29 protein-coding genes are annotated in these 23,517 nt (G+C 57.4%); 8 read left to right on the forward strand and 21 right to left on the reverse strand.

Annotated features, from left to right (window positions below):
• A complete protein-coding gene (locus tag H7K56_RS08620) occupies positions 1-933 on the reverse strand; it encodes an AraC family transcriptional regulator (RefSeq protein ID WP_021508860.1) in 933 nt (310 codons plus the stop codon).
• 160 nt (positions 934-1,093) lie between these two features.
• Between H7K56_RS08620 and H7K56_RS08625 the strand changes: the two genes are divergently transcribed.
• Entirely contained in the window at positions 1,094-1,828 is a 735-nt protein-coding gene (locus H7K56_RS08625) for an SDR family oxidoreductase (RefSeq protein ID WP_150360105.1), read from the forward strand.
• 79 nt (positions 1,829-1,907) lie between these two features.
• On the opposite strand, the gene corA is transcribed toward H7K56_RS08625, so the two are convergent.
• The 3 genes from corA to H7K56_RS08640 form a co-directional block, all read right to left on the reverse strand.
• A complete protein-coding gene (corA, locus tag H7K56_RS08630) occupies positions 1,908-2,876 on the reverse strand; it encodes a magnesium/cobalt transporter CorA (RefSeq protein ID WP_021508858.1) in 969 nt (322 codons plus the stop codon).
• Between the two features lie 96 nt (positions 2,877-2,972).
• Positions 2,973-3,293: a branched-chain amino acid transport AzlD family protein gene (locus tag H7K56_RS08635; RefSeq protein WP_150360106.1), complete on the reverse strand. Its 321-nt coding sequence runs from the start codon at positions 3,291-3,293 to the stop codon at positions 2,973-2,975.
• Entirely contained in the window at positions 3,283-3,957 is a 675-nt protein-coding gene (locus H7K56_RS08640) for an AzlC family ABC transporter permease (protein WP_150360335.1), read from the reverse strand. Before H7K56_RS08640 ends, H7K56_RS08635 begins: the two co-directional genes overlap by 11 nt.
• 102 nt (positions 3,958-4,059) lie before the next feature.
• Between H7K56_RS08640 and H7K56_RS08645 the strand changes: the two genes are divergently transcribed.
• Positions 4,060-4,608 carry a helix-turn-helix domain-containing protein gene (locus tag H7K56_RS08645; protein WP_058758972.1) on the forward strand — a complete coding sequence of 183 codons (549 nt, stop codon included), beginning with the start codon at positions 4,060-4,062 and terminating at the stop codon, positions 4,606-4,608.
• 128 nt (positions 4,609-4,736) lie between these two features.
• On the opposite strand, the gene nadS is transcribed toward H7K56_RS08645, so the two are convergent.
• Complete coding sequence (gene nadS / locus H7K56_RS08650; protein WP_150360107.1) at positions 4,737-5,033, reverse strand: NadS family protein; 297 nt, start codon at positions 5,031-5,033, stop codon at positions 4,737-4,739.
• 25 nt (positions 5,034-5,058) lie between these two features.
• On the reverse strand, positions 5,059-5,394 hold the full coding sequence (locus H7K56_RS08655) for a type II toxin-antitoxin system RelE/ParE family toxin (RefSeq protein WP_104187610.1): 336 nt from the start codon (positions 5,392-5,394) through the stop codon (positions 5,059-5,061).
• Between the two features lie 191 nt (positions 5,395-5,585).
• Between H7K56_RS08655 and H7K56_RS08660 the strand changes: the two genes are divergently transcribed.
• Complete coding sequence (locus tag H7K56_RS08660; RefSeq protein WP_058776198.1) at positions 5,586-6,107, forward strand: GNAT family N-acetyltransferase; 522 nt, start codon at positions 5,586-5,588, stop codon at positions 6,105-6,107.
• Here H7K56_RS08660 and H7K56_RS08665 read toward each other — a convergent pair.
• Genes H7K56_RS08665 through H7K56_RS08680 form a run of 4 tightly spaced genes read right to left on the reverse strand, consistent with a single transcriptional unit; the run spans position 6,104 to position 10,743 of the window.
• Complete coding sequence (locus H7K56_RS08665) at positions 6,104-7,504, reverse strand: ABC transporter ATP-binding protein (RefSeq protein ID WP_150360336.1); 1,401 nt, start codon at positions 7,502-7,504, stop codon at positions 6,104-6,106. The two genes, H7K56_RS08660 and H7K56_RS08665, sit on opposite strands and share 4 nt — an antisense overlap.
• Positions 7,504-8,280, reverse strand: coding sequence for an ABC transporter permease (locus H7K56_RS08670; protein ID WP_150360337.1), 777 nt, complete (start codon positions 8,278-8,280; stop codon positions 7,504-7,506). The genes H7K56_RS08665 and H7K56_RS08670 overlap by 1 nt, the downstream gene beginning before the upstream one ends.
• A gap of 2 nt (positions 8,281-8,282) precedes the next feature.
• Positions 8,283-9,218, reverse strand: a complete 936-nt coding sequence (locus tag H7K56_RS08675; protein WP_021508850.1) for an ABC transporter permease — start codon at positions 9,216-9,218, stop codon at positions 8,283-8,285.
• A complete protein-coding gene (locus H7K56_RS08680) occupies positions 9,211-10,743 on the reverse strand; it encodes an ABC transporter substrate-binding protein (protein WP_150360108.1) in 1,533 nt (510 codons plus the stop codon). Before H7K56_RS08680 ends, H7K56_RS08675 begins: the two co-directional genes overlap by 8 nt.
• Before the next feature lie 200 nt (positions 10,744-10,943).
• Between H7K56_RS08680 and H7K56_RS08685 the strand changes: the two genes are divergently transcribed.
• A complete protein-coding gene (locus tag H7K56_RS08685; protein ID WP_021508848.1) occupies positions 10,944-11,129 on the forward strand; it encodes a tautomerase family protein in 186 nt (61 codons plus the stop codon).
• A 12-nt stretch (positions 11,130-11,141) separates the two neighbouring features.
• Here H7K56_RS08685 and H7K56_RS08690 read toward each other — a convergent pair whose 3' ends face one another.
• The 5 genes from H7K56_RS08690 to H7K56_RS08705 all read right to left on the reverse strand — a co-directional run bounded on the left by H7K56_RS08690 (position 11,142) and on the right by H7K56_RS08705 (position 14,991).
• Positions 11,142-11,900, reverse strand: a complete 759-nt coding sequence (locus tag H7K56_RS08690; RefSeq protein WP_150360109.1) for an ABC transporter ATP-binding protein — start codon at positions 11,898-11,900, stop codon at positions 11,142-11,144.
• Positions 11,897-12,928: a FecCD family ABC transporter permease gene (locus H7K56_RS08695; RefSeq protein WP_150360110.1), complete on the reverse strand. Its 1,032-nt coding sequence runs from the start codon at positions 12,926-12,928 to the stop codon at positions 11,897-11,899. The genes H7K56_RS08690 and H7K56_RS08695 overlap by 4 nt, the downstream gene beginning before the upstream one ends.
• Positions 12,925-13,944, reverse strand: a complete 1,020-nt coding sequence (locus tag H7K56_RS08700; RefSeq protein WP_150360111.1) for an ABC transporter substrate-binding protein — start codon at positions 13,942-13,944, stop codon at positions 12,925-12,927. The genes H7K56_RS08695 and H7K56_RS08700 overlap by 4 nt, the downstream gene beginning before the upstream one ends.
• Positions 13,945-14,183: 239 nt before the next feature.
• Positions 14,184-14,312: an SDR family oxidoreductase gene (locus tag H7K56_RS23515; protein WP_375140414.1), complete on the reverse strand. Its 129-nt coding sequence runs from the start codon at positions 14,310-14,312 to the stop codon at positions 14,184-14,186.
• A 106-nt stretch (positions 14,313-14,418) separates the two neighbouring features.
• Positions 14,419-14,991, reverse strand: coding sequence for an SDR family NAD(P)-dependent oxidoreductase (locus tag H7K56_RS08705; protein ID WP_211368500.1), 573 nt, complete (start codon positions 14,989-14,991; stop codon positions 14,419-14,421).
• A 30-nt stretch (positions 14,992-15,021) separates the two neighbouring features.
• Between H7K56_RS08705 and H7K56_RS08710 the strand changes: the two genes are divergently transcribed.
• On the forward strand, positions 15,022-15,426 hold the full coding sequence (locus tag H7K56_RS08710) for a winged helix-turn-helix transcriptional regulator (protein WP_211368501.1): 405 nt from the start codon (positions 15,022-15,024) through the stop codon (positions 15,424-15,426).
• Between the two features lie 82 nt (positions 15,427-15,508).
• Here H7K56_RS08710 and H7K56_RS08715 read toward each other — a convergent pair whose 3' ends face one another.
• Positions 15,509-15,916 carry a winged helix-turn-helix transcriptional regulator gene (locus tag H7K56_RS08715; protein ID WP_150360112.1) on the reverse strand — a complete coding sequence of 136 codons (408 nt, stop codon included), beginning with the start codon at positions 15,914-15,916 and terminating at the stop codon, positions 15,509-15,511.
• An 84-nt stretch (positions 15,917-16,000) separates the two neighbouring features.
• On the opposite strand from H7K56_RS08715, the gene H7K56_RS08720 reads away from it, so the two are divergent.
• Both H7K56_RS08720 and H7K56_RS08725 read left to right on the forward strand, forming a co-directional pair.
• Positions 16,001-16,939, forward strand: a complete 939-nt coding sequence (locus H7K56_RS08720; RefSeq protein ID WP_150360113.1) for an aromatic alcohol reductase — start codon at positions 16,001-16,003, stop codon at positions 16,937-16,939.
• Between the two features lie 389 nt (positions 16,940-17,328).
• On the forward strand, positions 17,329-19,101 hold the full coding sequence (locus H7K56_RS08725; RefSeq protein WP_223815660.1) for a methyl-accepting chemotaxis protein: 1,773 nt from the start codon (positions 17,329-17,331) through the stop codon (positions 19,099-19,101).
• Positions 19,102-19,151: 50 nt separating this feature from the next.
• Here H7K56_RS08725 and H7K56_RS08730 read toward each other — a convergent pair whose 3' ends face one another.
• Both H7K56_RS08730 and H7K56_RS08735 read right to left on the reverse strand, forming a co-directional pair.
• Positions 19,152-20,066 carry an EamA family transporter gene (locus H7K56_RS08730; protein ID WP_059009351.1) on the reverse strand — a complete coding sequence of 305 codons (915 nt, stop codon included), beginning with the start codon at positions 20,064-20,066 and terminating at the stop codon, positions 19,152-19,154.
• Positions 20,063-21,274: an MFS transporter gene (locus tag H7K56_RS08735; RefSeq protein WP_150360114.1), complete on the reverse strand. Its 1,212-nt coding sequence runs from the start codon at positions 21,272-21,274 to the stop codon at positions 20,063-20,065. The genes H7K56_RS08730 and H7K56_RS08735 overlap by 4 nt, the downstream gene beginning before the upstream one ends.
• Before the next feature lie 127 nt (positions 21,275-21,401).
• Here H7K56_RS08735 and H7K56_RS08740 point away from each other — a divergent pair, with 127 nt between their 5' ends.
• Complete coding sequence (locus H7K56_RS08740; protein ID WP_058770394.1) at positions 21,402-21,887, forward strand: winged helix-turn-helix transcriptional regulator; 486 nt, start codon at positions 21,402-21,404, stop codon at positions 21,885-21,887.
• Between the two features lie 19 nt (positions 21,888-21,906).
• On the opposite strand, the gene H7K56_RS08745 is transcribed toward H7K56_RS08740, so the two are convergent.
• From H7K56_RS08745 to H7K56_RS08755, 3 genes are all read right to left on the reverse strand, one after another.
• Positions 21,907-22,218: a cupin gene (locus H7K56_RS08745; protein WP_058770395.1), complete on the reverse strand. Its 312-nt coding sequence runs from the start codon at positions 22,216-22,218 to the stop codon at positions 21,907-21,909.
• Positions 22,219-22,432: 214 nt separating this feature from the next.
• Positions 22,433-22,735: an EthD family reductase gene (locus H7K56_RS08750; RefSeq protein ID WP_021508836.1), complete on the reverse strand. Its 303-nt coding sequence runs from the start codon at positions 22,733-22,735 to the stop codon at positions 22,433-22,435.
• Between the two features lie 12 nt (positions 22,736-22,747).
• Entirely contained in the window at positions 22,748-23,494 is a 747-nt protein-coding gene (locus tag H7K56_RS08755) for an SDR family NAD(P)-dependent oxidoreductase (RefSeq protein WP_136547467.1), read from the reverse strand.
• Positions 23,495-23,517 lie beyond the last annotated feature (23 nt).

Below are 23,517 nucleotides of genomic sequence, written 5' to 3' on the forward strand. Positions count from 1 at the left end.
CTAATGTGCCTGCAGCCGCGCGGATAACTGTTCCGGCGGCAGCAGCGCAAATGCGCGTTTCATCACCCGCGCCTCGTCAGCCGGGGTGCGACCAAACATCCGCTTAAACTCCCGGTTAAACTGTGAATCACTTTCGTAACCGACGCGTGCGGCGGCACCGGCGGCAGTGAGATTATCGCGAATCATCATCAAACGCGCCTGATGCAGCCGTAAGGACTTGAGATACTGAATCGGCGAGGTCTGCGTGACGCTTTTGAAATGCAGATGGAAGCGCGGAACGCTCATGCCCGCTTCGCTGGCCAGATGCGGCACATCCAGCGGCTGCTGCCAGTCAGCATGAATGCGCTGCAACGCCCGCGCGATGCGGCCAAAATGCCCCTGATAGGTCAACGCTGCGCGCACCGCACCGCCCTGCTCACCCAGCAACACACGAAAGCAAATCTCTTCTACCCGTGCCGGGCCTAAAACCTGCGCTTCCAGCGGATCGCTCAGCGCCTGCAACAGGCGCAGCGTGCTGTCCGCCAGCGTCTCATTTACCGGCGTCGAAATAATGCTGGCTGGTGTCTCCGCCAGCGGAATGTCTGCCGCTGCGACCTGCGTCACCAGGCGCGCCAGCGTGGCCGCATCCAGACGGATAGCCAGTCCCAGTAACGGTTCAGCCGAGGTCGCTTCAGTCTCAGCGGAGAACGGCAGCGGCACCGACAACACCAGATAGTGCTGCGCGTCGTAGCGATACATTTTGTCGGCAAGAAACGCCCGCTTCGAGCCCTGACAGATAATGATGATGCTCGGCTCATAAAGAACCGGCGTACGCGCCCACTGCCGGTCGGCACGCATAAAGCGCACGCTGTCGAGCAGTGAGGCCGTGTAACCTTCCTGCGGTGCCAGCTGGCGCAGCAGCGCGCAGGTCTGCTGTTGTACGGTTTGCGACATAACGGGTTTCCGGTGAGAGGTTCAGGCAAAGCATAGCAAGGTTTCTTTCTTACTCACAACCGTGACGAGAGAATCAGGCAATGATGCGCCACAATCCGGTCTGTTCGCTTTAGCCGGCGTTTTCCACAATAGCCTCGTCAACCAACACGAGGAAATCATCATGGCTCATTCTAATGCGAAAGTGATTATTCTGACCGGCGCCAGCAGCGGCATCGGCGAAGCGATAGCGCGTCTGCTGGCCAGTCAGGGGCATAAACTGGTGCTCGGCGCGCGCCGTACCGATCGGCTGGCGATACTGTGTGATGAACTGCGTGCCAGCGGCGCACAACTGAATTATCTGGCCACCGACGTGACGCAGCGTGCCGATACGCAGCAGCTGGCCGATTTTGCCCGCGATAAATATGGCCGGATTGATGTGATGATCAACAATGCCGGCGTTATGCCGCTGTCGCCGCTCAGTGCGCTGAAGGTGGATGAATGGGATCGTATGCTCGATGTCAACGTGCGTGGCGTACTGTACGGCATCGCTGCCGTGCTGCCAGTCATGGAATCGCAGCAAAGCGGCCATATCATCAATATCGCCTCGATTGGTGCGCTGGCGGTATCGCCGACGGCAGCGGTGTACTGCGCCACAAAATTCGCGGTTCGCGCCATTTCGGATGGCCTGCGTCAGGAATCGCGCCAGCTGCGGGTGACGGTCATTAATCCCGGTGTGGTGGAATCGGAACTGGCGGACACCATCACTGACGAGACCGCACGCGTGGCCATGCAGAGCTATCGTCAGATTGCGTTAAAACCCGAAGCCATTGCGCAGGCGGTGAGCTGGGCCATTAATCAGCCTGGCGAAGTTGATGTCAATGAGATCACGGTGCGCCCTACTGCCAGCGCGCATTGAGGCTAATGGAGCGTGGCGATTTCAGGCTGAAATCGCCCTGGCCTGCGCGTCTGGTGACAGCGCGCGCAGGCCATCACGCTTACAGCCAGCCCGCTTTTTTCAGCCGCCACCACATAACGAAACAGATCACCAGCGTGACCGCCAGCGCCGCCGGATAGCCAAAGTGGCTGTGCAGCTCGGGCATGTCTGAGAAGTTCATGCCGTACATACTGAAGATGATGGTCGGCACAATCAGGATTGCCCCCCAGCCGGCCAGTTTTTTATTCACCTCACTCTGCTGTACCGAGACCAGTGCCAGATTCACCTGCATGGCGCTGGCCAGCGTTTCGCGCATGTCTTCGGCATCAATCATTACGTGGTGCGCGTGATCCTGCACGTCGCGCAGATAGGCGCGCAGATTTTTTGGGATGATATCTTCATGGAAGCGCACCAGCTGCGGGCAGATTTCCGTCACCGGCATTGCCGCATTGCGCAACGACAGCAGCTGACGCCGCAAATGGTAAACATTTTCCAGCGTGACGCTGTCAAAGCGGGTGGTGAACATGCCGTCTTCCAGGTCAGCAATACGTTCACTCAGCGATTCGGTGATTTTGCTGTAGTTATCGACGATAAAATCGAGGATGCAGTAGAGCGCATAGCCGGGTCCCTGGCACAGCATGGCATGATTTTTTTCGGCTTTAGCGCGGATCGCTTTATAGCCCTCAACCGAACCGTGACGCACGGTAATCAGAAAATTTTTGCCGAGGAAAAAGTGGGTTTCGCCAAAGCTGATGCGCTGGCGATCTTCCATGTGTGCGGTTTTCACCACGATAAATACCGATTCGCCGTACTGCTCAATCTTAGGCCGCTGATGCGCCACCAGCGCATCCTCAATCGCCAGCTCATGCAGGCTAAACTCCTCCTGCAGCGTTTGCATGAACGCCGGATCGGGTTGATACAGGCCAAGCCAGACGAACGATTTTTCCTCTTTCAGCACTTCGCTGATTTGATCGACTTCGACATGCTCTTCGCGTTTGCCGTGGCGATACACCACGCAGTTAATCACCATTTTCGCGTTGTCCTTGTTGTACTCACTATCCCTAATCATAGCTGCAAAGCAGGTGCCAGTGCGCCGTCATCTTTGCGCCGGTCATCTCGCAACCGCTTACGGTACGCCAAAATAGCGCAGCAGCGCCGTCATCACCGCCGCACCGATGATTACCAGGATCAATGGCGCGCGACGCCAGGTGAGAAACACCGCGAACAACACGCCGGTGAGCCGTGCGACGCCGGCGAAATCGGTGCCCTCAAACAGCGCGGTGGTGACAGCGACAGCCAGCAGCAGCACCGTTGCCGCGTCGGACAGCATGTTGCGCACACGTTCCGACATGTGCATCCGGCTGCCCAGCCGGTAACCGGCAAAGCGAATCGCATACGTCCCTGCAGCCAGCAGCGCGATGCCGGCAATCACTAAACTATTTTGCATCTTTACGCTCCCGCCAGCTCAGCAAACCGAGTAAAGAAAAAAGCACCGGCATACCGGCTGGCACAAAAGGCGTTGCCAGTACGGACAGCAGCGCACCGAGGGTGGCCGGAATACGCGTGCGACGCTGGCGCAGCGCCGGGAAAATCAGCGCGATCAGGATGGCCGGAAACACCGCATCCAGGCCAATCGCCGACACATCAGGAATAAAGCGTCCAATCACCGCACCGGCAATCACCGTGAGCGGCCAGATGGCAAAAATACCCAGTCCGCAAATCCAGTAAGCCGCCCGACGCTGCGCCAGCTTTGGCTGTGAAATACCGAACACCACGCTCTCGTCATTTATGATATGGCAGCCCAGCAGACTGCGTCCGCCCTGCCCGACCAGGTCTTTCACCGCAATGCCAAACGGCAGATGACGTGCGTTGACCAGTAAACCGGCTGCGGCAGCGGTTAGCGGACTGCCGCCGCCTGCCACGATGCCGATAAATAAAAACTCGGATGCCCCCGCCAGCACCAGCGTCGAGAGCGCAATCGGCACCCAGAGCGGAAAGCCGTCGGCAGCGGCGAGAGAACCATAGGAAAGGCCAACGATGCCGTCGGCCAGACAAACAAGGAAGATCGCTTTCAATACGCCGCGATCAAGCGGTACGGCACCCAAACGCATCACAATTTGATCTCATAACGAACAAGAAAGACGTTATAATGAACGCACCGTACGTGTTTTACAAGATGAACAAAACGTTCGATATAAAGAACAGGAGTAATTGTGACCCCGCCCATTGCTATCATTGCCGCCGGACTGGTGCGCGAACGCCAGCGTGCCGGACTTTCGCTGACAGAAGTAGCGCGCCGCGCTGGCATCGCCAAGTCAACGCTGTCGCAACTGGAGGCAGGCAACGGTAACCCCAGCATTGAGACGTTATGGTCACTGTGTGTGGCGCTGAATATTCCCTTTGCACGGCTGATGGAGCCGGAAGTGAAAAAGATGCAGGTGATTCGGCGTGGCGAAGGCATGGTGGTGTCAGCAGAGTTAGCAGACTTTCAGGCCGCGCTACTGGCCAGCTGTCCGCCGGGCGGCCGCCGCGATCTGTATTTGATTACCAGCCAGCCCGGCGCACCGCGCGCGTCAAAACCGCATCCACCGGGTTCCGTCGAACACATTATCCTGGCACGCGGCCGCGCGCGGGTTGGCCTGATGGAAGCGCCGGTCGAACTGTTCCCGGGCGATTATATTTGTTATCCCGCCGATGAACCGCACATCTTCGAGGCGCTCGAGGCCGATACCATGGCGGTACAGTTGTCAGAGCAGAATTAGGTGTGCAGCCTGCAAATATGGACTCGCTCACAGCAAAAGTTTGTGAGCTCAATCCGTTTAGTGGTTACTGAAAGCTCCGCAAAAGGCAATCTGCCGTGCCGGGATAATAGTCGGTGGCATAATAAGGATTACAGCGCCTGTAAAGCGTTGATGAGTAATGGCTGCTGCTGAATCAGATAAAGCATTTTCAATGCCGGACCGGTAGGGTTGCGTCTGTGCTGCTCCCAGCTACGAACAAGATCCACGCTAACGCCCATCGCATGGGCAAATTCAACTTGTTTTAGCCCGGCATTCTTTCTGATCAGCTTTACATCCGGCAGTTCATGACGGTGGACACGGTTCATATCCGGTGATTCATGACCCTGCTCAATGGCGACCATTTCCTGTACGCTTTCCAGCAGGTCATTAAATAGCTGTTTTTCCATAATTTAATCTTCGCAGGTCTGTGGCTTAGAGGTTTATTTGTTGGGTAAATACTTTCAGCAACGCTTTTTCCGCTTCATTTAAATCATCCTTCACATTTTTGGGATAGATGAGTAACAGATAAATTCTGCCTGAGCTCAGGCGGGTGTAATAAATAATCCTTGTTCCGCCACGTTTACCCATTCCGGCCCGGCTCCAGCGAATCTTTTTGCATCCTCCGGTCTGACTAATGGTGTCACCTGACTCATGATGCTCAAGCAAAAAAATTTGCAGTTCCTGAAATTCTTGATCGTCTGCCAGCAGACTCTGACGAGCTTTTGAAAACACGCGCGTTTCGATAAATTCCAGATAATTACCCGTCATTTTAGTCGTACCCCGTACTGATTTCCAGCTATTTTTGGTACAGGGTACGGCTTTAGGATTTTGAGCGAGATGCGTATCGTCTTAAAACCCATTAGCGAAACCACTATCACAATTTCCTATGACTAATGCGGATGATTGCGCTGCGGCGCGGTGGCATGCTGTCAGCATCATTGGCAGAACAGCAGGAACATATGGACATTATTCCCGCGCAGCCGCATCACGCGGCGGCGATACAGAAGATTTACGCCTGGCACGTGCTGCACGGCACCGCAACCTTCGAAACGGAACCGCCGGCGGAGAGTGAAATGCTGCGGCGCATTAATGACGTGCATGAGCGCGGCGGTTACTGGCTGGTGGCTGAGGAGCAGGATCAGGTGCTGGGTTACTGCTATCTGGCGCCGTATCGTCCGCGTTACGCCTACCGCTTCACGCTGGAAGACTCTATCTATCTCGACCCGCAGCAAACCGGACGCGGTATCGGTAAAGCGCTGCTGCAAAAAGCGGTGGCGCTGGCCGAAGCCGCTGGCTTTCGCCAGATTATTGCGATTATCGGTGACAGCGCCAACCAGGGCTCGCTGGGAGTACACCGGGCGCTCGGTTTTGAGCACACCGGCGTGATGAAATCGGTGGGTTACAAACATGGCCGCTGGCTGGACACCGTGGTAATGCAACGGAGTCTCGGGCCCGGTGACAGCCAGCCGCCCGATCGCTAAGCCGCTTCCATGGCGATCACCCGATGCGTGCCTTTCTCCAGCAGATCGCGATCATGACTCACCAGCAGCACCGCGCACTGCTGCTCACGCGCCAGTTCCGCGATCAACTGCCATGTTTGCTGCTGCACCAGCGGATCGAGGCGTGACGTCGGCTCATCGGCAAACAGAAATACCGGCCGCAGCAGCATCACCCGCAGCAGCGCGAAGCGCTGCAGTTCGCCGCCGGAGAGCGCCTCTGGTCGCCGCGTCAGCAACGCGGGATGCAAGGCCAGCCGCGCCATGAGCGCATCGCGCTGTGCCGGCGGGAGAGCGTGACGCCGCAGCAAATCGTTGATGCTTTGCCCCAGCGTGCGCTGTGGCGGAAACAGCGCGGAAGGATCCTGATAGATTTTCTGATATTTCAGCGCATCCGCATCAGCGTGGTGCGTTACGCGGCCCTGCTGCGGCGCGAGCAACCCCAACAGCACGTCGCCGAAGCTGCTTTTGCCGCTGCCGCTGGCACCGTGCAGGCCAACGATTTCACCGGCGTGCAGCGTGAAATCGCGTGGCACACCCAGCCTTTTGCCCCCGCGCGCCAGCACAATGTCCTGGGCGCTGATGACCGGCCTGGCACCGATCACCGTTTGTTGTCGGGCGGGCCAGACGGCCGGATCGGCAGCCAGCAGCGCGCGCGTGTAAGGCTGCTGCGGTGACTGCAACACCTGCTGCGCCGGGCCCTGTTCAATCACGCTGCCTTTATGTATCACCAGCACGTCGCCACCCAGCTGGCGTGCCAGGGCAATGTCGTGGGTGATGGTTAACAGCATGCCGCCGTCGGCCACTTCACGCTGTAACAGCTGGCTGACTTCATCGCGGCGCGCCACATCCAGCCCTTTGGTCGGCTCATCGGCAATCAGAATCTGCGCGCCACCGGCACGGGCTGCCGCAAACGCGGCGCGCTGTGCCATGCCGCCGGAAAGCTGCCACGGATAACGCCGTGCCGCCGCGGCCAGGCCAAGCTGCTGCAGATCCTGCTGCGCCGCTGCAGCGCTGGCGGCGGGCGGCAAACCGCGCACGAAGCGATGCCCTTCCGCCACCTGTTGCTGAATCGCCATGGTCGGATCGAGCGATAGCCACGGCTCCTGCGGCAGCGAAGCCAGCGTATTGCCCCACAGCCGACGCAGTTGCGCCGTATCATGCGGCAGCTGAAAGCGTCTGCCGTTGATCATCACCTCACCGCTGGCCTGCAGCGATGGCGGCAATATCCCCATGATCGCCTGCGCCAGCAGACTTTTCCCCGATCCGGTTTCGCCGAGCAGCGTCAGCGGCTGACCGGGTTGTAGCCGCACATCCACCGGCTCAACCAGTGTTTCAGTCGCTGTGGCAACGCTCAGCCCGGTGATCTGTAATCCCTTCATCATCGCTCCTTTTTCATCAGCAGATTGAGGCTGATCAACAGTAAAAACAGTGCGGCTACCGGCTGCATCAGCAGCCACGGCGCTTCCCACGCAAACGGCAGCAGTTCGGTCATCATCAGGCCCAGCTCCGGCGTGGGCGGACGCACGCCAACGCTGATAAAACCGAGCGCCGACACCGCCATGATGGCGCTGCTGAAAGAGAACAAGGTCAGCGTCAGCAGCACCGGTGCCAGCGCAGGCCACAGATGATGACGAAAACGATACCAGGCAGAGAATCCGAGCAGTTTGCTGGCCTGCATACCGGGCGCCTGCACAATTGGCCGCAGCGTGGCACACGTGACGCGGAAAAATTCCACCCACAGCACCAGCGAAATGCCCAGCCACAGCATCTGCGGCGCGTCTGGCGCAATGGCGGCCAGCAGCAGTACCAGCAGCAATCCCGGCAGCGCGAGGCACATATCGCCGACGATGCTCAGTAATCGCTCCGGCCAGCCACCATACAGCGCACTGATCACACCGGTGAACACGCCCGCTATCAGCGCACTGATCACGCACAGGGCTGCCAGCCCGAGTGACAGACGCAGCGCGGCGCTGAGGCGCGTTAACATATCGCGACCGAGATGGTCGAAACCAAGCAAATGGCTGCGGTTCGGCGTCTGCAGCATCTGCAGCAAATCCTGCTGTAGCGGATCGCCGTGCTGAATCATCGGCAGCACAAACGCGTAAGCCAGCAGCGCCGCCAGCAGTACCAGACCCACCCAGCGTGAAAGCGTCATCTTCATGCGCGCGCCCCCCGGGGATCGAGCAGATGACAACCGGCATCCACCAGCATGTTCAGCAGGACAAACAGCAGGCCGAGCGTCATGGCGCTGGCCTGAATTACCGGCACGTCACGCGCAAAAATGGCGTGCACCAGAGCGTGACCGATTCCCGGCCACGCAAACAGGGTTTCCACCACCACCACGCCTTCCACCAGCCAGACAAACTGCATGCCAAACCACGTCAGCACCGGCGCGCTCAGATTACGCAGGCCGTGACGCAGCAGCAGGCGCGCGGGTGCCAGTCCCTTTTGCGCTCCCCAGCGATAGTAGCCGGACGACACCACCTGCCAGGTGGCTTCGCGCACCACGCGCACGCCGACAGCCGTCAGCGACAATGCCAGCGTCAGTGCCGGCAACAGGAAATGGCGCAGCTCGCCGTGACCGGCGCTCGGCAGCCAGTCGAGTTGCAGCGCGAACAGCAGGATCAGCAGCATGCCGAGTGCAAAATGCGGCACCGATTTCAGCAAGGCGGTCAGCCAGAACAGCGCACGGTCAAGCCGGCCGTTGGCGTGGCAACCGGCCCAGATGCCGAGCGGCAGCGTCAGCAGTAACGCCAGCAGCAGCGAAACGCCCGCCAGCGCCAGCGTCTGGCCCAGCTGCCAGCGCAGCTCATCCATCACCGGCTCACCGGAAACCAGCGAGCGGCCAAAGTTAAACTGCAGCAGATCGAAGAGCCAGTGCAGCAGCGCACTGCCGCCGCTAAGCGCTCCATCCAGCTCCTGCTGTACCCGCGCCACCGCTTCGGCATCGACGCGATCGTAACCATAGCGCCCCGAGGCGATGCGCCACGCCATGTCGCCCGGCAGCGCCTGCACCAGCAGCCAGGTCAGTAATCCTACCGCCAGCACCACGAACAGCGCCTGCGCCATGCGCCAGCTGAGTTGTTTAATCATGGCTCCCCCAGTGCATCTGGCGCAGGCCGAAGTGGCGTTCAAACGGATCGAGTTTGACGCCCTGCAGCTGGCTATTAACCGCCGCCGACTGCTGATACCAGGCCAGCGGAATCACCGGCAGATCCTGTTGCAGCGCACGGGTGATGACGCTGCGCGCCCCGGCGCGGGCTGCGCCATCGGTGGATTGCGTCAGCGTGTGGAGCGCCGCGTCGAAGCCTGCCGCATGCCAGTTCATCGCCCCCCAGTCACCGCCGTGGGTGCCATAATCCTGCAGCAGCGTTCCGGTCGGATCGGGCGTCAGGGCAAAGTTGCGCGCAAACAGCGCCAGCTGCAGACGGTTGTTGTGGTGCTGCGCCGGGATCTCGCTGGCGTTGGTTGCGTTGATTCGCACATCTATGCCGACCTGACGCAGCTGCTGCTGAATCACCATTGCCATCAGCGGTAGCTCAGGGCGATCGGGATAGGTCAGCAGCGTCAGGCTGAAGCGCTGGCCGTTGCGCGTCAATACGCCATCCGCGCCGCGTTGCCAGCCGGCCGACTGTAATAACTGAGCAGCCTGCTGCGGCTGATAGTGCAGCGGCGTGAGTGCCGGGTTGTGCCACTCTGCCATGTTAGGGGGAAACAGCTGGCTGGCTGCGCCCGGATAACGCAGCACCGCCTGCGCCAGCGCGTTGCGATCGATCGCCATGCTGATCGCCTCACGCACCGGCTGTTCCGCCAGCAGCGGATCGGCCAGATTAAGCTTCAGCATCAACGTGCGCGGCACCGGAATCGCCGGAATGTGCAGCGACGCTTTGCGTGCCAGCCGCTGCCGGCTGGCGGCATCAAGGTTAAACACGTAATCTGCATCACCGCTTTCTGCCAGCAGCGCACGGGTTTCCGCGCGGCCGGTCGCCAGATAGCTGGCGGCAGCAATCGCCGGTTTCTCGCCCCAGTAATCCGCGAAGCGCGCCACCGTCAGCGACTGCGGCGGCTGGAAGGAAGTGAGCGTAAACGGCCCGCTGCCAATAATGCGCGTGATGTTGCCCTGCGCATCCCAGCTGGCCAGTGCGAGGATTTGCGAGCGGCTTTCCGCCAGGACTGACAGCAGCGGCGTGAAGGGTTCACGCAGCGTGATGGTGACAAGCTGCCCTGCCCCGCTGATGTCGGCGATTGGCGTTTTGTCCAGTAAGCCCGCTTTGCCGCGTGCGGTGTTGAGTGATTTCACCACGGCAACCGCATCCAGCAGCGAGCCATCATGAAAATGCACGCCGTCGCGCAGCTGAAACTGCCAGCGCAGCCCATCGTCAGAGACCTGCCAGCGCTGCGCCAGCGCCGCCACCGGCTCACCGCGTTCGTTCACTTCTACCAGCGTTTCAACCACTTCCATGCGCAACAGTATGTCGCCGGAGAGCGCCGGATCGCTGCCTTTAATTTCAAACGGTGCGGCAATCCGCACCGGTTTTTCGGATGTGCTCGCCGCCACAACGGCGCAGGAAGCCAGGCCGAGCGCCGCAGCGATCAGCAAATTTTGCATTGATTTCATTAAATTTTCCGAATAAACCGTTACATTATCATCGAATCAATTACGTTATAACATAACAATTCACACTTTAACACACGGCGTTTGCAGGGAATTCGTCAGCCGCTTGTTGCCTTTTAACCGTCGCGACAGGTTAACGCTGCGCGCGGCAGCCTGGCTGAGGTATGCTTGAGAAGAACTCTAACCCGTGAGGAAACGCCGTTATGCCAGAGATTGTCGTTTATGCTGCGGAAGGCCGTAGCGTTGAGCAGAAGAAAAAGTTACTCAAAGCCATCACCCAGGCGGTGGTGGATTCGTTTGAGATCGATGCTGATGTGGTCACCGTGTCGATTATCGAAACGCCGAAGCATCATAAATCCAAAGGCGGCGTGCCGTTCGACGAGCGTTAAGATCAGCCCGGTTCAGGCGTACTGAATATTCATGGAGCCGCGCTCGCTGCGGTTGACGATGGCCTCGACCTGCCACGTCCGCTGAATCAGGGCAGGCGTCAGCACGGCGGCGGGCTCACCGCTCGCCACCACTTGCCCGTGCTGCAGCACCACCAGATGCTGGCAAAATTTTGCCGCCAGATTCAGATCGTGCAGGGCCACAATCACCGTGACCGGCAGTGCGGCAATCAGCCGCATCAGCTCAAGCTGAAACTGAATATCCAGATGGTTAATCGGCTCATCCAGCAACAGGATATCCGGCTGCTGCGCGAGCGCACGCGCGATCTGGCAGCGCTGGCGTTCGCCACCGGACAGCCGCTGCCACGACCGCCCGGCCAGCGCATCCAGTTTCATCAGCGACAGCGCGTGCTGCACTGCCGTTTCATCTGCCGTCCGCCACGGGCTGAACGCGTTGCGATGCGGCGCCCGCCCCAGACGCACGATGTCGCTAACGCACATCTCAGCTTCCATTTCGGCATGCTGCGGCACGAAGGCCAGCGTACGGGCACGCTGCCGCCGGCTGAGTTGGTTCAGCCGCGTGCCGCCCATCTCCAGCCCGTTATAAGCACAGGGCTGAACGCCCGCCAGCGCACGGATGAGCGTCGATTTTCCCGAGCCATTAGGGCCGAGCAACCCGACCGTTTGTCCCCGCTGCGCCGCAAAACTGATGTCAGATAACACCCTGCGCGCCTGTAGCGTCACGCTCAGTTTATCCACCGCGACATACTTCATGATTTCTCCCGGTTGCGATACAGAATCAGGGCGAACACCGGGGCGCCCACTAACGCCGTCACCACGCCTATCGGCAGCACCTGATGAGTGATTAACGTGCGTGATACCAGGTCGGCAATCACCATGAAATGGCAGCCGCCCAGGAATGCGAGCGGGATCGTCACCAGATGACGCGGCCCGGCAATCATGCGGGTGATATGCGGGATCACCAGCCCGACAAAACCGACCGCACCAATCGCGCTGACGATCACCGCCGTCACTAACGCAGTGGTCAGCAGTAATACGATGCGCACCGCTGAAACCTGCGCGCCCAGCGTCGCGGAGACCTCGGTGCCAAAGGTGAAGGTATCCAGCGCGCGCGCATGGTAGAGCACAGTCAGCAGACCGGCGAGGGTTACGGCAAAACACAGTAATGCATCTGCCCAGCGCACGCCGCTCAGGCTGCCGAGCAGCCAGAACATCACACCGCGCGACTGCTCAGCATTGGCCGCCGTGCTGACAATGTAAGCGGTCAGCGCATTAAATAATTGCGTCCCGGCAATACCGGCCAGAATGATGCGCGCGGTGTTTTCCCGCATGCCGCCGGAGAGCAGAACAATCAGCATAAATGCGAGACAGGCACCGCCAAACGCGCCGGCACCGGTGGTGATGGCCCCGCCGCCGATGCCAAGCAGCATCACGCACACCGCGCCGGTTGATGCACCGGCGGAAATCCCCAGCAGATAAGGGTCGGCCAGCGAATTGCGCAGCAACGACTGCAACACCAGCCCACACAGTGCCAGCCCGCCGCCGCTGCTCGCCGCCATCAGCGCGCGGCTCATGCGGTATTGCCAGACGATGCCGGCTTCCAGCGCCGGCAGGTCGTAATGCGTGATGCCAAGCCCATTGGTGATGGCCTGCGCGGTCAGGGTAAAGCTGATCGCGACATCACCGGTCGCCGCGGCCAGCGTCATCATCACCGGCAGGCTGAGCGCGCCCGCAGCAATCAGCAGGCCGGTGCGCCAGTAACAGACAGCGTGAGCGCTCATTTGGCAGGTGCGAAAGCAGCGATCTGCTGACCGATCAGCTCTACAGCTTCCACATTGCGCAACGAGGGATTCAGTGACATGGCCGGTACCACCACAATGTGGCCGTTTTTCACCGCTGGCATTTCACGCGTCACCGGATCGCTTTGCAGAAAGTGTTTTTTAACCGCGACGTCATCGGCGGGATAGAGCCGCCGCGCCATGCTGGCAATAACGATGATGTCCGGCTGCGCGGAGACAATGTGCTCCCAGGTGACCGCCGGCCACTCTTCGTCTGAATCGATAATGTTAGTCAGACCGAGCGTCTGGCTGATCCAGCTCGGCGCCCCTTTATTGCCGGCGACCCAGGGATCGCCTTTCAGGCGCGGGCTGGAAAACCAGTAAACCACCTTTAGCGGTGCTGACGGCGATTTGTGCAGCTGCTGCTGAACCTGTGCTATACGAGCGGCCAGCTGCTGTTTGAGCGCTTCGCCACGCGCCGGCACATCAAAGATGCGCGCCAGCGCGCTGATTTCAGCGAAAATCACCTCGATTCCGTAGGGCGTTGTTCGTGCACCATCACCATTGGAGGTTGCGGTGACCGCTTTGCCGATGCAGTCGGCAGGCGAAATCCAGGTTCGGATGCCCAACTGCTCAAACTGATCGCGCGTGGCGACTTCACCCTGCGGCCCAACGTGCCAGCTGTACTGCGCCAGCACCAGCTCCGGGCGCTGTGCCACCACCGCTTCAAAGCCCGGGGCGTTATCGGCCAGCCGTTTAAGATGACTGCCCTGCGCTTGCAAGTCGGCGGGCAGCGCGCCAAACCACACCGAGGTTGCGGCAATTTTATCTGCCAGACCGAGCGCCAGCAGCAGTTCCGTTTCATGCTGGCCAACGGTGACGACGCGCGCAGGCGGATGAGCGAAGGTCTCTTTGACACCGCAGTTATCAACGGTGAGCGGATAGTTACTGGCATTAGCATTGAATACAGGAAGCGACAGCAGCGCCGCAATAAGCAGAGAGAGCGAGTTTTTCATCATGGTACTTTCATTGTTACGTTATAACATAACAATATGCATGACCAGGCGTGGACTGTCAATAAACAGGATTGGGCATACCGACCGGAACTGCGCGCATCATGAAGAGGATGACGTTAGGGTATAAGCAGGGCTGCAACAGCAGCCCGCCCAGTACTGATAATTAAATCGGCTGTGATGATGTCATCGAGTGAAGTAGTAGCTGAAACAGAGATTTTATTCAGGATGTTGTGCGGCTGGCTTTAAAGTCCGGGCCACATACCGCCATCAAGCCTTAAATTTGAACCCGTTATGTAACCCGACAACGGGCTGGCCAGAAAGGTGATGGCGTCCGCTATTTCTTTGAGCGTCCCTACGCGCGCCATGGGCACATTGGCATACAGGGGCAATACGGCCTGTTCAATATCTTCCCATGGCGCGTCAGCTGAAAGCCCTGCATCTTTGGCCGTTTGACGAAACGCTTTTTCCAGGCTTGCACTATGAATAGTACCCGGTGAGAGTATTTGCGGTTACGCCATCGTGTGCGACCGCTTTTGCCAGCGATGAGGTCATGGCAATAATCCCTGCTTTAGCAGCAGCATAATCCGGACGCCTGGCGGGAGGCATCAACGCTGCCAGGCTCGAAATATTAATGATTCTGCCCCATTTTTGTTCACGCATCCCAGGAAGAAAAAGATTAATGACACGTAAGGCTGAAAGGACGTTTTTATCATACCCAGCCGCCCAGGTTTCTGGCAAAGAAGACGTCCAGTCCTCTGTGGGGCCGGAGCCACCCGCATTATTAACAACAATATCAACGGATTGTACAAGCGAACAGACTTGCTGATAAAGCAGTTGAATATCTGCCTCACGGGTTAAATCTCCCGTTACTGCGTATGCTTGTCCACCTTGCTTTATGATATCGCTGGCGATATTTTCAGCTTTAGCTGGATCCCGGCCATGTATAATAACGCGGGTGCCTTCAGCGGCAAGCCCTCTGGCTACCGCTTCTCCAATACCTTTGGTGCTACCCGTTATCAGAGCAATTTTGCCGTCGAGTTTCAGATCCATTACTGTTCTCCAGAATACGTGAAAAATCTATTGGAAAATAAACTGATGAATGAATCAATTACGCACCTGAAAGTGCCTGTAGGCGATGATGAGAAAACACGTTGTCTCGGACCAGAAGGTTCGGTCGCTTATGTCACGCAATGTTTAACTATTATTTCCGGCAGATGGACACTGCAGATTTTATTCAGGTTATTTGCGGAGCCTGCGATGCGTCACTCGCAATTCATGAAGAGTATGCCGGAGATATCGCATAAAGTACTGACTCAACATCTACGCAAGCTTGAACGTGATGGGCTGATAACCCGCACTGATTTTGGTGAACTGCCCCCGCGTGTTGAATACGCACTCACGCGTGCAGGCCATAATCTGATGCCCGTGCTGCTCTCAATGCGTGAATTCTCACGAGACAACCTGCCAAAACCGGGACAGGATTAATAGTGCAAAAAAATTGCACTATTGGCAGCAGGGAAATAATCACGCATCCTCAGCAAGGTCGTCATCACGCAATTTAATGCCATTACTGAGGAGGAGTATCAAACGTAATTCTGCTTTGCTTAAAATAGTCGGCCGACGAAATAATCCACGCCCAGAGCGGCATCATTTTCATCATCATTTCTTCGCCCGCGTCCGTGGCCGTATAGACGACACGCGGTACTTTTTCCTGATAATCACAACGGGATATAAGGCCGTCACGCTCAAGCGTACGCAGTGTGCGCGTCAGCATTCGTTGTGTGACACCCTGTAGTAAACGACCCATTTCTGCATGGCGCAACGGTCCATGGGTGACCAGAATATGCAATATACCCAGCGACCAGCGATTGCCGGCGTGTGAAAGAATTTCACGCTTTAATGTTTCATCATCGTGACTCAACGCCTCACAAAATTGTCTGGAAAACTGCAGCAGGGCTTCGCGATTAGGTTCCATCTCTCCTCCGGTATCACGGGTGTACCTGATTGAATCAGGGTTTGTCCGCTGTCAGGATGACGGATATAACCTAAGGAGACAATCATGCTACCCGTTGATCAACATGTCGAAAATATTCTTATCCTCGGCGCAGGAGAATTAGGCATGGCGGTGTTAAACGCCATGGCTAAAAAAGTGCAGCAGCATCCGCTGATCAAAATAAGTGTATTACTCAGAAGCGAGGCTACACATGCCACGTCCGGCCCACTTAAAACCCGGCTGGATGCGCTGCAAAAGCTAAATATCACTGTGGTGGAAGGCGACCTGCAGAAAAATAGCCTGAGCGAACTCTCAGCATTATTTCGCTCTTATGATGCCATCATTAATTGCAGTGGTTTTGTCGGCGGGCCGGGAACGCAGCTCAGAATCACTCAGGCCGTGCTGAAGGCGGGTGTCGCCCGCTATTTTCCCTGGCAGTTTGGCGTGGATTATGACGTTATCGGCAAAGAGAGTGGGCAACCGGTATGGGATGAGCAGCTTGAAGTGCGCCACCTGCTGCGCGCCCAAAGCAACACTGACTGGGTAATTGTTTCGACCGGTATTTTTACCAGCTATCTGTTTGAACCCGATTTTGGCGTGATCGATGCCGGGAATAAAACGGTTTATGCCCTCGGCGACTGGAACTATGCCCTAACACTCACCACGCCAGACGACATCGGGCAGCTGACAGCCGATATCTTCTTTCATCAGCCCGCTTTTCAGAACGCCATTGTTTATATCGCTGGCGATACGCTGACTTACGCAGAGCTGGCTGACCTGATGCAATCTCACTGGCAAAGCGCGGTCAGGCGAGTATTACTTAGCCGGGAGAGGCTACAGGAAGATGCAGAGCGTCATCCCCATGACACTGGCGCGGCCTACCGGCTGGCCTTTGCCCGTCCGGACGGTGTGGCATGGCCTAAACAGGAGACGTTTAATTACCGCGAACACATTGCCACCACCAGCGCCGCTCAGTGGCTGACGAACCAGCCAGCGGAGTCCTGAGGATTTCAGGCGTAGCGGAATGTCCTCAGGCGCAACGCCTGGCCTGAGGGCTATCGGGCCCTTCGCCTGAAATCCCGGCGCTTTGACAAACCGGCAGGTTGCGTCAATACTTTCCCCCGCACCGCCATCAACCAAAATCAGTACCAGCCTAAAAAAGAAAATCCGAGCTCAACGCCTGCCCCATCGCTCCAGCCCTTCCCCCAGCATAGCTCATCTAATAAATTTAGGTGATTATATGTTTTTTAATTATTTTAATTGAAATTAATCATCTCCCTGCCGATAACGCCATTGCCATCAGGCAAAAGAGTGGACAACAACAACCAGGGAGATTCACCTTAATGAAAAAAATACGTGTTTTTTTGGAAGATATCAGAGTCAGCAGAAAACTCATGCTCGGGTTTGGTGTGCTGCTTATCCTCAGCATTGCTGTAGCTTCCTGTGGCATCAAAAACCTGCACGACATCGCGGAACGTGCGGAAAAACTCAGCCAGTTGAAAGGCATCAACGATCAGTTCGCGCAAGCTAAAGATGCCCGCCTGCAATACGTTAAAACCCACGATGAAAAATTCATTGCCGACAACGAATCGCGACTGCAGGCGATTGAGGGCAGTATCAACCAGCTGAAAACCTGGCGATGGGATAGCGCGCAGACCGCGCTGATTGCCTCTCTGCCGGCTGCGATGAACCTTTATCGTCAGCATCGTGCAGAAACGGTGAACGAAGTGCATAAGCGCCAGAGCATTCTGCAGGCGCTGCGCTTCAGTGACGAAACCACGGCGGTTGCCGCGCTGGCCAGAAACTACGTCAGCACACAGCAGGATACGGCAACCGCGCTCAATGAAATCGCTAAATATCTGAATGGTATCAGTATTCGTGTAAAGCTGATGGCACTGGACAACAGTGAAGAAAACCGTCTGGCTTTGTCAGGCTTTATAGCTGAAACGATTCAACTCATTGACCAGGCTCGACCACGCCTGAGCGCTGATGACAGCAACGCGCTGGATAAAATTGCCGTAACGCTGGCGGCCAGACGCGACAGCGTGCAGGACTACAACGCCTCCGCGGAAGAAGAAGTGGAAGCGACCCGCCAGCTTGCCATCGCGGGCCTGCATCTGACCAATACCAGTAATCAATTATTTACCCAGCAGCTGGCCGCCACGCACCAGGATATCGCCCGGGCAATCCTGTGGATGTCGCTGATCCTGGCGGCGGCTGTGGTAATCAGCATTCTGATTGCGGTGTTTATCACCCGGCAGATTACCCGTCCTTTAGCGGTAACACTGAACGTCGCGCGGCAGATTGCGCAGGGAGATTTGAGCGTACAGCTGCAAACTTCGCGTAAGGACGAACTGGGCGAGCTGATGCAGGCGGTCGGTGAGATGAGCAACGATCTGCGCGGCATCATTGGTAACATTCGCAGCGGCGTGATGCAGGTCAGCCACGCTTCCGCAGAAATTGCCGCAGGCAATAACGATCTTTCCGCCCGCACCGAGGAGCAGGCGGCCGCGCTGGAGCAGACGGCAGCCAGCATGGAGCAGTTAACCGCTACCGTGAAGCAGAACGTTGAAAACATTCATCACTCCAGCGAACTGGCGCGTGCCACTTCAGAGAAGGCCAATCAGGGCGGCTCGCTGGTCAAAGGCGTGGTTGAAACCATGGACCAGATCAGCGCCAGCTCCGGCAAAATCGCCGAAATCACCACCGTCATTAACAGCATTGCTTTCCAGACCAATATCCTGGCGTTAAACGCAGCAGTAGAAGCAGCGCGCGCCGGTGAGCAGGGACGCGGCTTTGCCGTGGTCGCCAGCGAGGTGCGCAGTCTGGCGCAGCGCAGCGCTCAGGCGGCCAAAGAGATCGAAACCCTGATTGGCGAATCGGTCGCGCGTATCAGCAGTGGTTCACAGCTGGTGGGTCAGGCCGGTAAAACCATGGATGAAATTGTGCATTCCGTTGGCAACGTAACCAGCATCCTCGCCGAAATCGCGCAGGCTTCCGATGAGCAGAATCGCGGCATTTCGCAGGTTGGCGTCGCTATCGTTCAGATGGACAGCGTGACGCAGCAGAACGCCGCGCTGGTGCAGGAATCATCGGCCGCCGCCAGCGCACTGCGCGATCAGGCGTCGACACTGGAAGGCTCAGTCGCGCGTTTCGTGGTGCAGTAAGCGGATTTTCACTGACAGAGAGAGCGGGCGGGATGCCCGCTCTTGTCGGATCACGGCTCATCAGCGGGCTGCTGATCACAGCGAATCCGACTGCGGATGAAATAACGTTTGATGCGTTGTCCATACAACCCAACCGCCAGCCCGGTAATAATCAGTACCAGCGCCAGGATTTTCATCGGAGAAATAGCTTCACCAAATATCATCATCGAACCGAGAATGCCGAATACCGGCACCAGCAGTGATAATGGCGCAACGGTGGAGACAGGATACTGTTTGAGCAATGAATTCCAGATCCAGTAGCCTAATAACGTATTGGGGTAGACCTGAAACAGAATGGATAATATCGCACGGGTATCCATATGGCTGATTAATGCGCTATAGCCCGTGCTGCCATTAATTAATCCATCCAGCAGGAAAAGCGGAAGCGGCGAAAAGGCGCTCGACCAGACCAGAAACGCGAATACCTGCTTCGTGCCGGCTTTTTTCATGATGATATTGGCAATACTCCAGGCTATGGCGCCTGCCAGCACCAGCAGCAACCCGGCAAACGTCACCGAGCCGTCGGTAATAAACACAATGCTCATCAATCCGCTGCACGCCAGCACAAAGCCAGCGATCTGATAGCGGCTGAGCTGTTCTTTAAACACATAACTGCCGAGCAGCAGAGTGAAAAAGGCACTGAACTGCAGCACCAGCGAGGCGATCCCCGCCGACAGCCCGGTTTTTATCCCCAGATTGACCAGGCCCCACAAGCCAATGCCGAACACCAGTCCGTAGCCAATAAGGTAGCGCCACGGGACGTCAGGTTTTTTAATAAAGAAGAGCGCCGGGATGGCACACAGCGTAAAACGCAGCCCTGCCAGAATAAATGGATCGATGGCGTGCAACCCTAATTTAATCACCGAAAAATTAATGCCCCAGATGGCGGTAATACCGATGGCCAGCAGCAGGTGTGATAATTTCATGATTGACGTGTTCCATACCAGAGAATAAATGCGCAGGCACTGACCAGTGCCCCGCCGCCGCACACGGCATACCATCCCCAGTGCGCATAGAGTTGGGTGGCAGCAATAGCGCCCAGCGCGCTGCCTGCCGCATAAAAACACATATAGGCACCGATAAGCCGGCTGGTGATAGCGGGTTTGCCGGCAATCAGCATGCTCTGGTTGATGACATGCACCGTCTGCACGGCGAAATCCAGCATGATCACGCCAATAACCAGCAATAATAAAGAGGCCTGCGCGAAGGCGATCGGGAGCCACGAGAGCGTTAGTAAAACCAGTGCGCATCCGCTGGCGCGCTGCCCGGTTCCCCTGTCAGCCCAGGCACCACTTCTGGAAGCCGCCAGCGCTCCGGCTATTCCAGCCAAACCAAACAGCCCTGTTTGCGTATGGGAAAGCGACATGGCCGTGAGCGGCAAAACCATGGAACTCCACAACATGCTGAACGCGGCAAAAATCAGCAGAGCCAGCGCGCCGCGCTGACGCAACAAGGGCTCGGAGACAAAAAGACGCGGGACAGACCCCAGCAGCCCGGCCACGGAAGTGGCTGTGTTCTGCGGACCGGCAGCAGGTATCACTTTTACCAGCAGCACGGTAATCAGCAGCATCAGCGCGGCTGAGGTCATATACACCGCCCGCCAGCCGGCGATATCGGCGATGATGCCAGAGACCAGGCGCGCCAGCAGTATGCCCATGACGATGCCACTGGTGACGCTGCCTACCACCTTGCCACGCTGAGCCGGTGCCGACAGGATAGCGGCCCACGCCACCACGGTTTGCGTCACCACCGCCATCAGCCCCACCAGCAGCATCGCCACCAGCAGCGCCAGCAAACTCTCTGCTAACGCCGCAGCGATCAGGGCCAGCACCGACAGCAGCAGGTGCGTGACCACCAGCTTTTTGCGATCAAAGCGATCGCCGAGCGGCACCAGCAAGAACAATCCCATGGCATAACCCGCCTGCGTTGCTGTGATAACCAGGCCTATGGTACCGGGCGAAACCTGCAGCGTTGCGGAGATGGATTCCAGCAATGGCTGGGCAGAATAGACATTGCCGACAGCCAGCGCGCAGGTCAGTGAGAACAGAAAAATGATGTGAGGCGACAGCACTGAGGACGTCGCCGGCGAAAGAGGCACCTCAGAGGTTGCAGGGGTGTCACTGGTGCAAGTCATGTTGCATTCCTATGTGGTTTTTTTTTGAAACCGATTTATTCTATAAGTAGCAGCGGTGGTTTTTTTTTGCAACTTGTTTTGCTGAAGGCTAAGCTGCCGTCAGTAAATCAGCAGAGTGAGAGAGAAGATGGCCAAACAGGAAGCGCTCAGAACCAGCGAATGCCCGGTCGCCCGGACCGTGGAGGTGATTGGCGAACGCTGGTGTCTGATGATCATCCGTGAAGCGTTTGATGATGTGCGCCGCTTCAGTGATTTCCAGAAAAACCTTGGGCTGGCAAAAAATATCCTGGCGTCACGGCTGAAACTGCTGGTTGAGGTCGGTGTGCTTGAGAGTTGTCCGGCGTCAGATGGCAGCGCCTACAAGGAATATTTGCTGACCGAACGGGGACGAGCCGTCTTCCCAATAGTCGTGGCGATGCGCCAGTGGGGAGAGCGTTATCTGTTTGAAAAAGGCGAGACTCACTCGGTATTGCTGGATAACGCCAATGGCGAACCGTTACCTGAACTGGCCGTGTATTCTGCCCGGGGAGAACGGCTCGATCCCGCCGACTGCCATCGCCGGCGCGTCATAGCCGGTAATCGCGCTGATCAGGCTTCGTCGAGCGTGAAATAACCGGGGTTGAGGCGTCGCATCAAACCGATCCCGCTTGTTCAATCACCAGCACCCGGGCTACGCCCTGTGGATGTGCGACGTGTTCAGTGCCTTCGCTGGCATAAAAAATATCACCGGCGGTTAATCGTTGGGTTCTCACTTCACCGTTTTCTTTGTAGAACATGTCAACGCAACCATCCATAACGGCAAACACCTCTTGTCCGTCATTGATATGCCATTTGTAGGGTTGATCGGTCCAGTGCAGTTTAACGCTGATGTTATCGAAGCTGGCAATATGCTGAGACTCCCAGGCTTTGGAACCCGTAAATTCTCTGCTGCTGTAAAAATTCATGTTTGCATCCTGTGTGCTGCTGCGGTGATAGCTCACACATGAAATAGCAAAAGGCAGCGCCGCGTACCAGATTCAGGGATTGGTTTGTCCTGATTTGGCACCAGCGCGTCCCGTTTTTGCTGCCGGGATGTCTGCTTAATGCACAATACGTTCATTAAGCAGGCTATCAAACCGGTGAATGGAGGGCATAACCGCGCGGCGGCGTCGCTGCCGTTCAGAAGGGAATGAAATGGCTGCGAATCACCGTGGTGGCGTCGGTAAAATGCACCACATCTGCCATCACCCTTTTGGTTTGTTCGGACTCCAGCGCCCGGTTTACATCCTGCTGACAGGCAAACGTGTAAACACCGATGGAGAGCCAGCCGCTGCGGTCTGAAGCGGGATAGAACGCTTCCGCCGAAATGAGCCCATAATCCTGCCAGCACGCCAGCGCCAGCGGCAGGTGCGTGTGGGTATAATAGTCGCGGTCAAAGCGATGGGTTTCATCGCCGACGCACACCACCATCATCTGATGCATCCTTTTCTCCCGTTAACGCATGCCGCCTGACGCCATCATCACCTCGCCCGTCACCCATCCGGCATCGTCGGAAGCGAGATAAGCCACAATCGGCGCAATATCCTGCACCTGGCCAATACGGCCAAGCGGCGTCTGGCTTTCGTTCCAGCGCTGAAACTCCGATCCCATCGCGCCGGTGCTGTGCGTGCCTTCGGTTTCGATTAACCCCGGATTGACCGCGTTGACGCGGATGCCGCGCGGACCGAGTTCGCGCGCCAGCACGCCGGTAATGGCATCAATCGCGCCTTTGCTGCCGCTGTAGATAGCGCTCTCCGCCAGAAATACCCGCGTCACAAATGAGCTGATATTGATAATGCTGCTGCCCTTGCCCAGATGTGGCACGGCGGCGCCCGTCACCAGCAGCGGCCCGAGCACATTGATGTCAAATTGCTTGCGATACAGCGCTTCGCTGCTCTCTTCAATCTTCGCAAACTGATACACACCGGCATTGTTCACCACGATGTCCAGCCGGCCAAACTGCGCGAGGGTAGATTGAATGAGTGCCTCAACCTGCGGCTGATCGGTGACATCCGCTGCCAGCGCCACCGCCGTGCCACCGGCAGCCTCAATAGCGGCGACCACCTTATCCGCCCCGTTTTTATCGGCGGCATAGTTGACGACGATCTTTGCGCCGTCGGCGGCCAGCTGGCGGGCAATCGCCGCACCAATGCCTTTAGATGCGCCGGTCACGAGGGCGACTTTGTCCTGAAGCTTCTTCATGTTCTGCAATCCTCAATCAGTTC

This window comes from Pantoea dispersa, from assembly GCF_014155765.1.
Lineage (GTDB): Bacteria > Pseudomonadota > Gammaproteobacteria > Enterobacterales > Enterobacteriaceae > Pantoea > Pantoea dispersa.

Bases quoted from the DNA above. Each gene is read 5' to 3' on its own strand.
- H7K56_RS08745 (WP_058770395.1), bottom strand. From the start codon at position 22,218: ATGAATTTTTACAGCAGCAGAGAATTTACGGGTTCCAAAGCCTGGGAG.
- H7K56_RS08675 (WP_021508850.1), bottom strand. From the start codon at position 9,218: ATGATTAAACAACTCAGCTGGCGCATGGCGCAGGCGCTGTTCGTGGTG.
- H7K56_RS08735 (WP_150360114.1), bottom strand. From the start codon at position 21,274: ATGACTTGCACCAGTGACACCCCTGCAACCTCTGAGGTGCCTCTTTCG.
- H7K56_RS08705 (WP_211368500.1), bottom strand. From the start codon at position 14,991: ATGGATCTGAAACTCGACGGCAAAATTGCTCTGATAACGGGTAGCACC.
- H7K56_RS08670 (WP_150360337.1), bottom strand. From the start codon at position 8,280: ATGACGCTTTCACGCTGGGTGGGTCTGGTACTGCTGGCGGCGCTGCTG.
- H7K56_RS08640 (WP_150360335.1), bottom strand. From the start codon at position 3,957: ATGCGTTTGGGTGCCGTACCGCTTGATCGCGGCGTATTGAAAGCGATC.
- H7K56_RS08755 (WP_136547467.1), bottom strand. From the start codon at position 23,494: ATGAAGAAGCTTCAGGACAAAGTCGCCCTCGTGACCGGCGCATCTAAA.
- H7K56_RS08680 (WP_150360108.1), bottom strand. From the start codon at position 10,743: ATGAAATCAATGCAAAATTTGCTGATCGCTGCGGCGCTCGGCCTGGCT.
- H7K56_RS08700 (WP_150360111.1), bottom strand. From the start codon at position 13,944: ATGATGAAAAACTCGCTCTCTCTGCTTATTGCGGCGCTGCTGTCGCTT.
- nadS (WP_150360107.1), bottom strand. From the start codon at position 5,033: ATGGAAAAACAGCTATTTAATGACCTGCTGGAAAGCGTACAGGAAATG.
- H7K56_RS08635 (WP_150360106.1), bottom strand. From the start codon at position 3,293: ATGCAAAATAGTTTAGTGATTGCCGGCATCGCGCTGCTGGCTGCAGGG.
- corA (WP_021508858.1), bottom strand. From the start codon at position 2,876: ATGGTGATTAACTGCGTGGTGTATCGCCACGGCAAACGCGAAGAGCAT.
- H7K56_RS08625 (WP_150360105.1), top strand. From the start codon at position 1,094: ATGGCTCATTCTAATGCGAAAGTGATTATTCTGACCGGCGCCAGCAGC.
- H7K56_RS08720 (WP_150360113.1), top strand. From the start codon at position 16,001: ATGCTACCCGTTGATCAACATGTCGAAAATATTCTTATCCTCGGCGCA.
- H7K56_RS08690 (WP_150360109.1), bottom strand. From the start codon at position 11,900: ATGAAGTATGTCGCGGTGGATAAACTGAGCGTGACGCTACAGGCGCGC.
- H7K56_RS08665 (WP_150360336.1), bottom strand. From the start codon at position 7,504: ATGAAGGGATTACAGATCACCGGGCTGAGCGTTGCCACAGCGACTGAA.
- H7K56_RS08685 (WP_021508848.1), top strand. From the start codon at position 10,944: ATGCCAGAGATTGTCGTTTATGCTGCGGAAGGCCGTAGCGTTGAGCAG.
- H7K56_RS08725 (WP_223815660.1), top strand. From the start codon at position 17,329: ATGCTCGGGTTTGGTGTGCTGCTTATCCTCAGCATTGCTGTAGCTTCC.
- H7K56_RS08660 (WP_058776198.1), top strand. From the start codon at position 5,586: ATGGACATTATTCCCGCGCAGCCGCATCACGCGGCGGCGATACAGAAG.
- H7K56_RS08695 (WP_150360110.1), bottom strand. From the start codon at position 12,928: ATGAGCGCTCACGCTGTCTGTTACTGGCGCACCGGCCTGCTGATTGCT.
- H7K56_RS08750 (WP_021508836.1), bottom strand. From the start codon at position 22,735: ATGCATCAGATGATGGTGGTGTGCGTCGGCGATGAAACCCATCGCTTT.
- H7K56_RS08655 (WP_104187610.1), bottom strand. From the start codon at position 5,394: ATGACGGGTAATTATCTGGAATTTATCGAAACGCGCGTGTTTTCAAAA.
- H7K56_RS08620 (WP_021508860.1), bottom strand. From the start codon at position 933: ATGTCGCAAACCGTACAACAGCAGACCTGCGCGCTGCTGCGCCAGCTG.
- H7K56_RS08715 (WP_150360112.1), bottom strand. From the start codon at position 15,916: ATGGAACCTAATCGCGAAGCCCTGCTGCAGTTTTCCAGACAATTTTGT.
- H7K56_RS08740 (WP_058770394.1), top strand. From the start codon at position 21,402: ATGGCCAAACAGGAAGCGCTCAGAACCAGCGAATGCCCGGTCGCCCGG.
- H7K56_RS08730 (WP_059009351.1), bottom strand. From the start codon at position 20,066: ATGAAATTATCACACCTGCTGCTGGCCATCGGTATTACCGCCATCTGG.